14 protein-coding genes are annotated in these 13,177 nt (G+C 67.9%); 3 read left to right on the top strand and 11 right to left on the bottom strand.

The annotated features are described in order from the left end of the window. Positions 1–16 precede the first annotated feature (16 nt). Genes zwf through pgl form a run of 3 tightly spaced genes read left to right on the top strand, consistent with a single transcriptional unit; the run spans position 17 to position 3,275 of the window. Complete coding sequence (gene zwf, locus C0012_RS07420) at positions 17–1,564, top strand: glucose-6-phosphate dehydrogenase (protein ID WP_110589218.1); 1,548 nt, start codon at positions 17–19, stop codon at positions 1,562–1,564. Next, positions 1,561–2,547: a glucose-6-phosphate dehydrogenase assembly protein OpcA gene (locus C0012_RS07415; RefSeq protein ID WP_110589219.1), complete on the top strand. Its 987-nt coding sequence runs from the start codon at positions 1,561–1,563 to the stop codon at positions 2,545–2,547. Before zwf ends, C0012_RS07415 begins: the two co-directional genes overlap by 4 nt. Continuing rightward, entirely contained in the window at positions 2,544–3,275 is a 732-nt protein-coding gene (gene pgl, locus C0012_RS07410) for a 6-phosphogluconolactonase (protein ID WP_110589220.1), read from the top strand. Before C0012_RS07415 ends, pgl begins: the two co-directional genes overlap by 4 nt. A 56-nt stretch (positions 3,276–3,331) precedes the next feature. On the opposite strand, the gene C0012_RS07405 is transcribed toward pgl, so the two are convergent. From C0012_RS07405 to uvrC, 11 genes are all read right to left on the bottom strand, one after another. Then, the gene (locus tag C0012_RS07405; protein WP_110589221.1) at positions 3,332–3,994 is read right to left on the bottom strand and encodes an SRPBCC family protein; all 663 of its coding nucleotides are present in this window, start codon (positions 3,992–3,994) and stop codon (positions 3,332–3,334) included. Then, positions 3,987–4,406: an ArsR/SmtB family transcription factor gene (locus C0012_RS07400; protein WP_110589222.1), complete on the bottom strand. Its 420-nt coding sequence runs from the start codon at positions 4,404–4,406 to the stop codon at positions 3,987–3,989. Before C0012_RS07400 ends, C0012_RS07405 begins: the two co-directional genes overlap by 8 nt. Positions 4,407–4,518: 112 nt before the next feature. Beyond that, the gene (locus tag C0012_RS07395; RefSeq protein ID WP_110589223.1) at positions 4,519–4,872 is read right to left on the bottom strand and encodes an RNA polymerase-binding protein RbpA; all 354 of its coding nucleotides are present in this window, start codon (positions 4,870–4,872) and stop codon (positions 4,519–4,521) included. Continuing rightward, on the bottom strand, positions 4,872–5,120 hold the full coding sequence (gene secG, locus C0012_RS07390) for a preprotein translocase subunit SecG (protein ID WP_110589224.1): 249 nt from the start codon (positions 5,118–5,120) through the stop codon (positions 4,872–4,874). The genes C0012_RS07395 and secG overlap by 1 nt, the downstream gene beginning before the upstream one ends. A gap of 150 nt (positions 5,121–5,270) precedes the next feature. After that, entirely contained in the window at positions 5,271–6,059 is a 789-nt protein-coding gene (gene tpiA, locus C0012_RS07385; protein WP_110589225.1) for a triose-phosphate isomerase, read from the bottom strand. After that, positions 6,050–7,264, bottom strand: a complete 1,215-nt coding sequence (locus tag C0012_RS07380; RefSeq protein WP_110589226.1) for a phosphoglycerate kinase — start codon at positions 7,262–7,264, stop codon at positions 6,050–6,052. The genes tpiA and C0012_RS07380 overlap by 10 nt, the downstream gene beginning before the upstream one ends. Positions 7,265–7,366: 102 nt before the next feature. Beyond that, positions 7,367–8,371, bottom strand: a complete 1,005-nt coding sequence (gene gap / locus C0012_RS07375; protein ID WP_110589227.1) for a type I glyceraldehyde-3-phosphate dehydrogenase — start codon at positions 8,369–8,371, stop codon at positions 7,367–7,369. Positions 8,372–8,482: 111 nt separating this feature from the next. Further along, complete coding sequence (locus C0012_RS07370) at positions 8,483–9,109, bottom strand: superoxide dismutase (protein ID WP_110589228.1); 627 nt, start codon at positions 9,107–9,109, stop codon at positions 8,483–8,485. 137 nt (positions 9,110–9,246) lie between these two features. Further along, a complete protein-coding gene (whiA, locus tag C0012_RS07365; RefSeq protein ID WP_110589229.1) occupies positions 9,247–10,227 on the bottom strand; it encodes a DNA-binding protein WhiA in 981 nt (326 codons plus the stop codon). 128 nt (positions 10,228–10,355) lie between these two features. Next, a complete protein-coding gene (gene rapZ, locus C0012_RS07360; protein ID WP_110589431.1) occupies positions 10,356–11,234 on the bottom strand; it encodes an RNase adapter RapZ in 879 nt (292 codons plus the stop codon). Between the two features lie 33 nt (positions 11,235–11,267). Further along, positions 11,268–13,175 (bottom strand): excinuclease ABC subunit UvrC, encoded by a 1,908-nt coding sequence (gene uvrC / locus C0012_RS07355; protein ID WP_110589230.1) that lies wholly within the window; start codon positions 13,173–13,175, stop codon positions 11,268–11,270. Between the last annotated feature and the right edge of the window lie 2 nt (positions 13,176–13,177).

The raw sequence follows: 13,177 nt of genomic DNA, 5'->3' as shown, positions 1-13,177 counted from the left end.
GCGACCCTAGGGAAATATGCCTGCTTCCATCCAGCGCGGCGTCAATCCGCTGCGCGACAGCGACGACCGCCGTCTCAACCGCATCGCCGGGCCGAGCGCGCTCGTCATCTTCGGCGTGACGGGAGACCTCTCCCGTAAGAAGCTCATGCCGGCCGTCTATGACCTCGCCAATCGCGGTCTTCTCCCGCCCGGATTCGCGCTCGTCGGCTTCGCCCGCCGCGACTGGGAGGACCAGGACTTCGCCCAGGTCGTCCATGACGCCGTCAAGAAGCACGCGCGCACTGAGTTCCGCGAGGAGACGTGGCAGCAGCTCGCCCAGGGCATCCGCTTCGTCCAGGGCGCGTTCGACGACCCCGAGGCCTTCGCCCGCCTGCGGCAGACCGTCGACGACCTCGACCGCGACCGCGGCACGATGGGCAACCACGCGTTCTACCTCTCGATCCCGCCCAAGGCGTTCGATGTCGTCGCGCAGCAGCTGCTCAGCTCGGGCCTGGTCGATGAGAACGCCGACGGCGACGCGTGGCGACGCGTCGTGATCGAGAAGCCGTTCGGCCACGATCTCGAGTCGGCGCGCGAGCTCAACGACTCTCTCGAGGCGGCCTTCCCGAGCGACGCGATCTTCCGGATCGACCACTACCTCGGCAAGGAGACCGTGCAGAACATCCTCGCGATGCGCTTCGCGAACGAGCTGTACGAGCCGATCTGGAACCGCAATCACATCGACCACGTGCAGATCACGATGGCCGAGGACATCGGTGTCGGCGGCCGCGCCGGATACTACGACGGCGTGGGCGCGGCCCGCGATGTCATCCAGAACCACCTGCTGCAGCTGTTGGCCCTCACGGCGATGGAGGAGCCCATCAGCCTCTCGGCCGAGCACCTGCGCGCCGAGAAGGAGAAGGTCCTGGCCGCCGTTCGGCTGCCCGATGACCTCTCGAAGGCCACCGCGCGAGGACAGTACGCGGGCGGCTGGCAGGGCGGCGAGGAGGTGACGGGCTTCCTCGACGAGGAGGGCATGAACCCGCAGTCCGCGACCGAGACGTACGCGGCTATCAAGCTCGGGATCGACACGCGCCGCTGGGCAGGCGTGCCGTTCTACGTGCGCACGGGCAAGCGCCTCGGCCGCCGCGTGACGGAGATCGCGGTCGTGTTCAAGAAGGCGCCCGAGCACCTGTTCTCGCGCGGACAGTCGTCCGAGCTCGGACAGAACGCCCTCGTCATCCGCGTACAGCCCGACGAGGGCGTGACCCTGCGGTTCGGCTCAAAGGTGCCCGGCAACGGCACGCACGTGCGCGACGTGACGATGGACTTCGGATACGGTCACGCCTTCACCGAAGCGAGCCCCGAGGCCTACGAGCGACTGATTCTCGACGTCCTGCTCGGGGATCCGCCCCTCTTCCCCCGACACGAGGAGGTCGAGCTGTCCTGGCGCATCCTCGACCCGATCGAGAAATACTGGGCGTCTCTCGACGAGCCGCTCGAGCAATACGATCCCGGTTCGTGGGGCCCGCCGTCTGCCGACGCGCTGCTCGCCGAGGATGGACGCGTCTGGAGGCGCCCGTGATCATCGACCTGAACGAGACCACCGTCAGCACGGTCGCGAAGCGACTTGTCTCCGTGCGCGAGGAGGGCGGCGCCGTCGCCCTCGGGCGTGTGCTGACGCTCATCATCAAGAGCGACCACCGCCCCGTCGAGGAGGCGATCGAGGCTGCGAACGACGCCTCGCGCGAGCATCCGATGCGCGTCATCGTGCTCGTGACACATCCCGACGACGCCTCGCGTCTCGACGCGCAGATCCGGGTGGGCGGAGACGCCGGCGCGAGCGAGGTCGTCATTCTCCGTGCCCATGGCGAGGCGGCGAACAACGCCGAGTCGCTCGTCACGGGTCTGCTGCTCCCCGACGCTCCCGTCGTCGTCTGGTGGCCCGAGACGGCACCCGAGGCGCCCGGGCTCGACCCGCTCGGCCGCATCGCTCAGCGACGCATCACCGACTCGTCGACGTCAACGCAGGCCGCCGAGCGGCTGCAGCGGCTCGACGAGACGTATCGCCCCGGCGACACCGATCTCGCGTGGACGCGCCTCACCCGTTGGCGGGAGCATCTCGCGGCCGTGCTCGACCAGCCGCCGTACGAGCCAGTCACGGCCGTGCGCGTCTGCGGCGCGAGCTCGTCGCCGTCGACCGCCCTGCTCGCGGCCTGGCTCGGTCTCGCGCTCGACGTCCCGGTCGAGTGGCAGTACGAACGCCCGAGCGACTGGGATCACGGGATCCGCTCAGTGCGCCTCGAGCGCGCCTCGGGCGACATCGTCCTCGAGCGTCGGTCGTCGACGCACGCCGTGCTCACGCAGCCCGGCCAGCCCGACCATGATCTGCTTCTCCCCCGTCGCTCGCTGCGCGAGTGCCTCGCGGAGGAACTGCGGCGACTCGACCCGGATCGCCTCTACGGGCGGGTCATTACCGACGGCTGGACGGCCCTGTCGCGGCCCGTCGAGCCGGGCGCCGCGGCCGCGGCGGATGAGGACCCCACCACCACCGAGGAGCAGGCATGACGGCGCCGCAGTTCGTCGTCCGCCCGGACAAAGCGGACCTCGCTGCGCACGTCGCGGATCGCCTGATCCGTGAGCTCGAGCCGCTGACCACCGAGGGCGGTGAGGCGCACGTGTCGCTCACGGGCGGCTCGATGGGCATCGCGACGCTCGCCGCCGTGGCGGAGCATGACGCGCGCGACGAGGTCGCGTGGACGCGCGTGCACTTCTGGTGGAGCGACGAGCGCTTCGTGCCCCGCGCCGATGGCGAACGGAATTCGCGTCAGGCGCGGGAAGCGCTCCTCGACGCGCTCGACATCCCCGATGTGAATGTGCACGAGCCGTGGGCGTCAGAGGACGGATCCCTCGACGACGCAGCGCGCGCGTACGCGGACGAACTCGCCGCGTTCGGAGACGAACGCGGGGCCTTCCCCGCGTTCGATGTGTGCCTTCTCGGCGTCGGCCCCGACGCGCACATCGCATCGCTCTTCCCCGGCCGCGACGAGATCCATGCCACAGACGCCGTCGTGCTGCCCGTGCGGAACTCGCCGAAGCCGCCGCCCGAGCGCGTGACATTCACGCTGCCGGTCATCAACGCATCGGCACGAGTGTGGCTCGTCGTCGCCGGCTCCGACAAGGCCGAGGCTGTCGAGAAGATCCGCCGCGGTCCGGATCCCGACACGGCGCCCGCGTCGACGGCGCACGGACTGCTCGAGACGATCGTCTTCGCCGACGAAACCGCGGCGGGCTGACTTCGCCCGCGAAGATCCCCTCTCCTGATGGAGAGGGGATCTTCGTGTCTCGACCGTCAGCTGGCAGCATCCGCTCCCGTATAGAACGCATACGTCGCATCGGCGGCGCGGCGTGCTTTCCCGTGCTCGACGCCCGACGCCGCGTGCGCCTGAGCCCAGCCGTCAGCGGCGCCGCGGTAGAAGCGCTTGCCGTCATCTGTGGCGGCCCAGTCCTTGACGTTCACGGGAGACAAGGTGCCGTCGCCGCGCAGGTGCACAGCGAGTCCGAGCAGTCCTCCGTCCCAGCCGACACCTGTTGCCCCCGGCCCGAACTGGTCCCACATCGTGTCGGGGATGTCTGCGGTGCGGGCGAAGTGCGTCAACTCGACGCGGGTGGCTCCTTCGCCGATGTCCTCGAGCTCGACGACGATCCACGACACGCCACCGCCGTACTCCCACGTAGCCCGGTACCGCCCACGTCCATCGACGGGCGGATCGCACTCGAGCACCTCACCGCCGGCGTTGCCTTCGAGTTGATAGCGGCCGCCGACCCGAAGCTGGCCGGTGATGGGCAGGAACCAGCGCGGAATCCGTTCCGACGACGTGACAGCGTCCCACACGTCGTCGATGCCGCTCGCGTATTCCTGCGCGACCGACTGCACGTGCATCTCCTCGCCGTCGTCCGACTCGGTGCGATACGCGCGTGATACGGCGGCGATCTGTGCGTCAACGTCAACCATCTGTCTCACCTTCTGTATCGACGGCCGCGGCCGCCTCGCTGCCGAGAGGACGGCTGTCCTCACCGGATCCTGCCTCGTGCATCACGTGCCGACGCCCCCGAAGTCCGCGAGCGAGCTCGGTGTCGAGCGCTGCCATGCGGGGAATCCAGAATCGTTCGAATCCTGAGAGCCATTCGTACGCGTCACGCACGCCTCGTGCGTCTACCGAGTACAGTCGCCGCGCGCCTTCGGCACGGGCCGACGCGAATCCGTTCTCACGCAGCACCCGCAGGTGCTGTGACACGGCCGGTTGGCTGATTCCGAACTCCTCACGGACCACACGTGCGACCTCTCCCGCGGGAACCTCGCCCTCGGCGACGATCTCAAGAATGCGTCGCCGGATCGGGTCGCCGAGTACATCGAACGCGTGCATGCCTCATATCCTTCACTCAATGCTTATATAAGTCAAGAGTAATGATTGTGAGACTGGCCCACGAAACGACGAAGTGCCCCGCCGAACGGCGGGGCACTTCGTCACGAGAGGATCACTCTCCGCGCTTCTCGCGGACCTTCTTCAGCGCATCTTCGAGAAGCTCGTCGGCTTCATCGTCCGAACGACGCTCCTTGACGTACTCGAGATGCGACTTGTACGCCTGCAACTTCTCGGGCGCCGGCGGGTCGTTCTTGTCGCGCCCGGCCGGGAGACCCGACTTCGGGTGATCGACGACTTCGGGGATCTCGTCCTCGGAGATGTCGGCCGCGTAGTACTTGACGACCTCATTGCCCTCGGCGTCCCAGTAAGACACAGCAGTACGGTCGGCCTGGTGACCGTGGTCCTGCTCGCCCATGGGGCCGGATCCGACCCGCGTCCCGCGGATCGCGCTCGCGCCGCCTGCCATCAGAGCACCTGGAACTTCGTGATGAGGCCGAGGCCGACGATCGACAGGAACCACACGAGCGCGAGGATGATCGTGAGGTAGTTGAGCATACGCTCGGCCGAGCCCGATGAGCTCACGGCCTGCGACATCCCGCCACCGAACATATCGGACAGGCCGCCGCCGCGACCCTTGTGCATGAGGATGAACAGCGTGAGCAGGAGGCTCGTGATGCCGAGCAGGACCTGCAGGATGAACTCGAGAATCTGCACGCGGTGTGGCCTTTCCGTCGTGCGCCGCTTGGGCGGCCGCACAAACCCTCAGTATACGTGCCGTGTGCCGCCGCAGGAAAACTTGCGACGGCACACGAGGGAAAAGACGGCTCGATCAGGCGGACGGCGAAGCCGGATCCGCCCGTCGATTCACACGCCGACGTGCTTCTGGAAGCGGATGATCGAGCTGAACTCGTCGACCTTGAGGCTTCCGCCGCCGACAAGCGCGCCGTCGATGTCGGGCTCGCGCATGAAAGAGGCGATGTTGTTCGACTTGACGGATCCGCCGTACAGCACGCGGGTCGCGTCGGCCGCGGCATCGCCCAGCTTCGCGCGGATGACCTCGCGCAGCTTCTGGCAGACCTCCTGAGCCTGCTCGGGCGTCGCCGCCTGTCCCGACCCGATCGCCCAGACCGGCTCGTACGCGACGACGATCTCGGCGTCGCTCGCGACGCCGTCGAGCGCCTTCTCGAGCTGCGCCACCGGGACGGCGCTCGCGCCGTGCTTCTCGAGATCCTCGCTCGTCTCGCCGATGCAGATCACGGGCACGAGACCGTGCCGGAGGGCGGCCGTGACCTTCGCGTTCACGACCTCGTCGGTCTCGGCGTGGTGCTCGCGGCGCTCCGAGTGGCCGATGATGACGGATCCACAGTTCAGCTTGGCGAGGAACGCGCCCGAGACCTCACCCGTGTAGGCGCCCGAGTCCTGCGTCGACAGGTCCTGTGCGCCGAGGCCGAACGGGATCTTGTCGGCGTCGAGCAGCGTCTGCACGCTGCGCAGATCGGTGAACGGCGGGAACAGCGTCACGTCGACGTCGTCGAAATCGTGCGATGCGTCCTTGAGGCTCCAGTGGAGCTTCTGCACGAGGGCGACCGCCTGCAGGTGGTCGAGGTTCATCTTCCAATTGCCCGCGATCAGCGGGGTACGGGTCATGCCCATCCGAGGACCTCCAGTCCGGGGAGCTTCTTGCCCTCGAGGAACTCGAGGCTGGCGCCGCCGCCCGTCGACACGTGGCCGAACTGGTCGTCGGCGAAACCGAGCTTGCGCGCGGCAGCGGCGGAGTCTCCGCCTCCGACGACCGTGAGGCCATCGGTCTGGGTGAGCGCCTCCGCGACGGCCTTCGTGCCGCTCGCGAATGCGTCGAACTCGAACACGCCCATGGGGCCGTTCCAGAACACCGTCTTCGACGAGGAGATCGCCGCGGCGAACTGCGCGGCCGTCTCGGGCCCGATGTCGAGGCCGAGCGCGTCGGCGCCGATCGAGGTGCTCTCGAGGGCATCGCTGGGCGCGTTCTCGTACGCGGCATCGGCCGCGAATCCGGACGCCATGAGGCTGTCGACGGGCAGCAGAAGCTCGACGCCCTGCTCCTCGGCGGCGCGCATGTAACCCTTCGCGGTCTCGATCTGGTCGGTCTCGACGAGGCTCTTGCCGATCGCGTGGCCCTGCGCGGCGAGGAAGGTGTACGCCATCCCGCCGCCGATGAGCAGCTTCTCGACGCGCGGCAGGAGGCTGTCGATGACACCGAGCTTGTCGCTCACCTTGGACCCTCCGAGGACGACCGTGTAGGGCCGCTCGGGCGCCTCGAGGAGGCGGTCGAGAACGCGCACCTCGTGCGCGACGAGCGTGCCCGCGGCGCTCGGCAGGATCTGCGCGAGGTCGTAGACGCTCGCCTGCTTCCGGTGCACGACGCCGAAGCCGTCGGACACCATCACGTCGGCGAACGCCGCGATCTGCTCCGCGAAGGCGCGGCGCTCGGAGTCGTCCTTGCTCGTCTCGCCCGCGTTGAAGCGGAGGTTCTCGAGCACGGCGATCTGGCCGTTCTCGAGGCCCGCGACCGTCTGCGCGGCCGAGTCGCCCACCGTGTCGGTCGCGAAGGCGACGGGCGCCTCGAGCAGCTCGCCGAGGCGCTCGGCGACCGGCGCAAGCGAGTACTGGGGGTCCGGCGCGCCCTTCGGGCGGCCGAGGTGGGACGAGGCGACGACCTTCGCGCCCGCGTCGAGGAGCGCACGCAGCGTCGGGAGGGCCGCGCGGATCCGGCCGTCGTCCGTGATCGTGTCGCCGTCCAGCGGCACGTTGAAGTCGCAGCGGACGAAGACGCGCGTGCCCGCGAGGTCGCCCAGGGAATCGAGTGTTCGGAGAGTCATTTCTCGCCAATCTGCAGCGAACGCCCGCCCGCCCGCGAAGCGGATCGCGGTGCGGACGGGCGTTCGATCATCGGATGTGGTGATGCGGCTCGCGGAGCCGGATCAGAGCTTCGAGCCGACGAGCGCCGTGAGGTCGACGAGGCGGTTCGAGTAGCCCCACTCGTTGTCGTACCACGACGAGATCTTGACCGTGCGGCCGATCACGCGGATGAGGCCCGCGTCGAAGATCGACGAGTGCGGGTCGGTCACGATGTCAGCCGAGACGATCTCGTCCTCGGTGTACTTCAGAACGCCCTTGAGGTCACCCTCGGCGGCCTTCTTGTAGGCGGCCTTGATCTCGTCGACCGTCACGTCGGACGACGACTCGAGGGTGAGGTCCGTGATCGAACCGGTGGGAACCGGAACGCGCAGCGCGAAGCCGTCGAGCTTGCCCTTCAGCTCCGGCAGCACGAGGCCGATCGCAGCGGCCGCGCCCGTGGACGTCGGGATGATCGACTGGGCGGCACCGCGGGCACGGCGGAGGTCGCCGTGGGGGCCGTCCTGCAGGTTCTGGTCGGCCGTGTACGCGTGGACCGTCGTCATGAGGCCGCGCTCGATACCGAACTCGTCGTTGAAGACCTTCGCGAGCGGTGCGAGGCAGTTCGTCGTGCACGAGGCGTTCGAGAGGATGTGCTCCGTGGCCGGGTCGTACTGGTCGGCGTTGATGCCGATCGCGTACGTCGCGACGTCGCCCTTGGCGGGCGCCGAGATGATGACCTTCTTCGCGCCGGCGTCAATGTGGCCCTGCGCCTTGTCCGAGTGCGTGAAGCGCCCCGTCGACTCGATGACGATGTCGACGCCGAGCTCACCCCAGGGCAGCTGCGCCGGGTCGCGCTCCTCGAGCGCGATGATCTTCTTGCCGTCGATGTAGATGGCCTCGTCGTCGTACGAGACCTCCTTGTCGAGACGACCCAGGATCGAGTCGTACTTGAGGAGGTGCGCGAGCGTCTTGTTATCGGTGAGGTCGTTCACTGCGACGACCTCGAAGTCGGCGTTCTGCGCGATCGCAGCGCGAATGAAGTTGCGTCCGATGCGGCCGAAGCCGTTAATACCGATCCGTGCGGACACTGAAGTCTCCTATTGTGTCTGCCTCGTGCCGAGGCGATTGATGGGTGGTGCTGGGTGAAAGTGGGACGAGCCGGGCCATCGGATCCGCACTCCGACGACCCGGCCCATGCGTCAGTTCGCGACCAGAAGGCCCGAGGTCTTCTCGCGAGCCGTGTTGAAGCGCTCGGTCACGTTGTCCCAGTTGACGATGTTCCAGAACGCCTTGACGTAGTCGGCCTTGACGTTCTGGTAGTCGAGGTAGAAGGCGTGCTCCCACATGTCGAGCAGCAGGACCGGAACCGTGCCGGCAGCGAACTGCGACTGCTGGTCGAAGAACTGCTGGATGATGAGGTTCTGACCAATCGAGTCCCAGAAGACGCCGGCCCAGCCGGAGCCCTGGATCCCGAGCGCGGCGGCGGTGAACTGACCCTGGAAGCCCTCGAACGATCCGAAGTGCTCATCGATCGCCGCGGCGATCTCACCCTCGGGACGCTCCTGCCCCTCCGGCGTGAGGTTCGTCCAGAAGATCGAGTGGTTCGTGTGTCCGCCGAGGTTGAACGCAAGGTCCTTCTCGAGCTTGTTGATGGCGCCGAAGTTGCCCGTCTCGCGAGCCTCGGCCATCTGCTCGAGAGCCGTGTTGGCGCCCCCGACATACGTGGCGTGGTGCTTCGAGTGGTGCAGCTCCATGATGCGGCCGCTGATGTGCGGCTCGAGAGCGCCGTAGTCGTAGGTGAGTTCGGGAAGAGTGTACTTGGCCATCAGTCGCCTTCTCTTTCGTGCCGGATCCTCGGTATCGCATGCCGCGATCCGAGCGGACGATCTCATCCTAGTGACGCGAGCGGCGGAGGGCACACGCGCGTGACAACTCGTGACCGCGAAGGCCCGTCCGAGGTGGCTCAGGCGCCCTCAGCCTGCGGCGGAACGGCCGACTCCGTTCCCGGGATCTTCTCGGCGGTCGCGCGCTTGTCGGCCATCGCGAGAAGGCGACGGATCCGACCGGCGACGGCGTCCTTCGTGAGCGGAGGATCCGCGTGGTGGCCGAGTTCGTCGAGGCTCGCGTCGCGGTGCGCAAGGCGCAGCTCGCCGGCCTGCTTGAGATGGTCGGGGACGTCCTCACCGAGGATCTCGAGGGCGCGCTCGACGCGTGCGCACGCCGCGACAGCAGCCTGCGCGGACCGACGCAGATTCGCGTCGTCGAAGTTCACCAGACGGTTCACGCCCGCGCGCACCTCGCGGCGCTGACGCATCTCATCCCAGCTCTCGGCTGCGGAGGACGCGCCCATCGCGAGAAGCATGCCGCGAATCGCCTCTGCGTCGCGAATGACCACGCGCGGAACGCCTCGCACCTCGCGCTGCTTGGCGGCGATCCCGATCCGGTGGGCTGCACCGACGAGCGCCATGCCGGCCTCACCGGAGGGGCAGGAGACCTCGAGAGAAGCCGAGCGACCCGGTTCAGAGACGGATCCCGAGGCAAGGAAGGCTCCGCGCCAGACGGCGGCGAGATCTTCCTGATTGCCGGTGGTGAGTTTGTTCGGCAGGCCGCGCACGGGGCGGCGGCGCATGTCGAGCAGGCCGGTCTGCCGGGCGAGCGTCTCGCCGCCCTTGACGATGCGCACGGCGAATCGCTCGCCCTCGCGCGCACCGGAAGCCTGGATGTGCGCGAGCTCGGGGCGCACGCCGTAGATCTCGGCGATGTCGCGTGCCGTCCGCAGCGCGAGGCGCCGATCATCGACCTCGGCCTCGACGGCGACGCGTCCCGCGATGGAGTGCAGGCCTCCGGCGAAGCGCAGAAGCGCGGTCGTCTCGGCGACTCTCACGCTCGGGCGCGGGTCGCGCACGGCGATGAGCTCGGCCTTCACTTCGGCGGTCAGTGCCACGGATCTCCTCACTCGAAAAGGCGTCACGCTCTGGCTCAGAGCGGGTGTCCCAGCCTACCGGCCGCCCTCTGCCGAGCCGTGGCCGAACTCCCAGCGGATCGGGTTATGAAAGAGGTGCAGGCCCGGCGTCACTCGCGGCCGAGGTCGCGATGTCGTACGCGCACCTGGACCCCGGGCAGACCACCCAGAAGCGAGCCGAGGGCGAGCGACATGGCGACGGAACGATGCTTGCCGCCCGTGCAGCCGATCGCGATCGTCGAGTGATTCTTGTTCTCGCGCTGGTATCCCTCGAGCACCGGCTTGATCGCCTCGGCATACGCCTCAAGGAACTCCGAAGCCCCCGGCTGCGCGAGCACGAAGTCTCGCACCTTCTCGTCTTCGCCCGTCAGGTGACGCAGTTCGTCGTCCCAGAACGGGTTCGGCAAGAACCGCATATCGGCCACAAGGTCGGCGTCGGCGGGGAGTCCGTATTTGAACCCGAAGCTGAGGATCGTCGCCCGATGGCGGGGGGCATCGTCGTCCTCGAAGAGGTCGGCCGTGCGGCGCGCAAGCTGGTGGACGTTGAGATTCGACGTATCGATCGTCACGTCGCTGCGCTCGCGCACGGCCTGCAGCTGACGGCGCTCCTCCCGGATCCCGTCCAGAAGAGTGCCGTCTGCCTGCAGAGGGTGCGGGCGTCGAACCTGCTCGAACCGGCGGACGAGCACCTCGTCGCTTGCGTCGAGGAAGACGATGCGCAGATTGTTCGCGTCGCGCAGCTGCTGCGCGGCCGCCGGAAGCTCGGCGAACATTCCGCCGCCACGAACGTCGACGACGGCCGCGACGCGCGGCATCTGCTCTCCGACGCGTCCAGCGAGCTCGAACAGGGGCTGCAGCATCTGCGGCGGGAGGTTGTCGACGACATACCACCCGTGATCCTCGAGCGCGTTCGCGACCGTGGATCTCCCTGCGCCGGACATGCCGGTCACGATCAGGATCTCTCCCCTGGTATCGCTTTCGTCGGTCACATTCGCCACACTATCGGGTGCACGTGGCCCGATTCACCCACGGGCCAGCGTCTGGTGGATCGTCTCGGCAAGCCTCGGGCCGATGCCCGGCAGCTCCTGAAGCTGCGGAACAGTCGCCTGCCGCAGCGCCGCAACGGATCCGAAGTGCCGCAGAAGCGCCTTGATGCGGGCGTCACCGAGACCAGGCACGTCGCCGAGCACGCTGCGGATGTCGCGTTTTCTTCGCGATCGCTGGTGGCGGATCGCGAAACGGTGCGCCTCGTCGCGCAGTCGCTGCACGAGATAGAGGGCCTCAGAGGAGCGCGGCAGGATCACGGGGAAATCGTCGTCGGGCAGCCAGAGCTCTTCCAGACGCTTCGCGATGCCGGCGAGCGCGATGTCGGAGCGCCCCGATTCGCGGAGCGCCCGGGCCGCCGCGTTCACCTGTGGCTGGCCGCCATCCACGAGCAGTAGCTGCGGCGGATACGAGAATCGGCGCCGTGTGTTCGTCTCGGTGACGACGCCGTCCTCGTCGCGCGTCGCGAGCTCCACCGCGTCGACGGTCGGCTCCTCCGGCTCGTCGAGATGAGCGAGGCGGCGCGTGAGCACCTGACGGATGCTGTCGGTGTCGTCGGTCGTCGAAGCGATCGAGAACGACCGGTACTGGTCCTTGCGCGGCAGACCGTCTTCGAAGACGACCATGGAACCGACGACGTTCGTGCCCTGCAGATGGGAGATGTCGTAGCACTCGATACGCAGGGGCGCCTCGTTCATTCCCAGGGCGTCCTGGAGATCGGCGAGAGCCTGCGACCTGGTCGCGAAGTCGCTCGTGCGCTTCGACTTGTGGCGCACGAGAGCCTGCTGTGCGTTGAGGCTCGCGCTGCGCATAAGCTCGGCGCGTTGCCCACGCTGCGCGACCTGGATCTCGACCTTCGCCCCGCGCCGCTCACGGAGGAACTGCTCGAGTTCGTCGTGCGCCGGCGGCAGAGTCGGCACGATCACGTGCCGCGGCACATCGGCACCGGAGGCCTCGCCGTAGGCGCGCTGCAGCACCTGGTCGACGAGTTCGCCGCCCGAGATGTCGAGTTCCTTGTCGATCGTGTGTGACGAGACGCCGCGCACCCGGCCACCGCGCACGATGAACACGTGCACGGCGGCGTCGAGCTCGTCTTCGGCGATGCCGAAGAGATCCGCATCGGCCTTCTCGGGCAGCACGAGCGCGCTCTTCGTGAGCACGGCATCGATCGACTCGAGCTGGTCGCGATATCGCGCGGCGAGCTCGAAATCGAGGGCGGCCGCGGCCTCTTTCATCTGCGCCGTGAGCTCACGGGTGAAGCGTTCGTCGCCGCCCTGCATGAAGGCCACGAAGTCGTCGACGATCGCCCGATGCTCGTCGATCGTCACTCTCTGCGAGCATGGCCCGCCGCACTTGCCGATCTGCCCGGGGAAACACGGCTTGCCCGTCTGCATGGCGCGCTTGTACGACGAATCGCTGCAGGTGCGGATCGGGAACACCTTGAGCATGAGGTCGATCGTGTCGCGCACGGCCCACACCTTCGGATAGGGCCCGAAGTACTTCGCCCCGCGGATCCGCCGATTGCGCGTGACCATGACGCGCGGCGCCTCGTCGGCGAGCGTGACGGCGAGAAACGGATACGACTTGTCGTCGCGGTACTTGACGTTGAACGGTGGGTCGAACTCCTTGATCCACTGATACTCGAGCTGCAGGGAATCGACGTCGGTCGGGACGACCGTCCACTCGACCTTCACGGCGGTCGTGACCATGCGTCGCGTGCGCTCATGCAGAGTTCGCAGCGGCGCGAAGTAGTTCGACAGCCGCTGACGCAGATTCTTCGCCTTGCCGACGTAGAGCACGCGCCCGTCGGCGTCGAGGAAGCGGTAGACGCCGGGGTTCGTCGGGATCTCCCCCGGCTTCGGCTTGTACGGAAGGTGCTCGGCCACCG

Source organism: Microbacterium suaedae, from assembly GCF_003254645.1.
Taxonomy (GTDB): Bacteria; Actinomycetota; Actinomycetes; order Actinomycetales; family Microbacteriaceae; genus Microbacterium; species Microbacterium suaedae.
The sequence above is the reverse complement of the archived record's forward strand: the minus strand, read 5'-3'. Positions and strand labels throughout refer to the sequence as shown.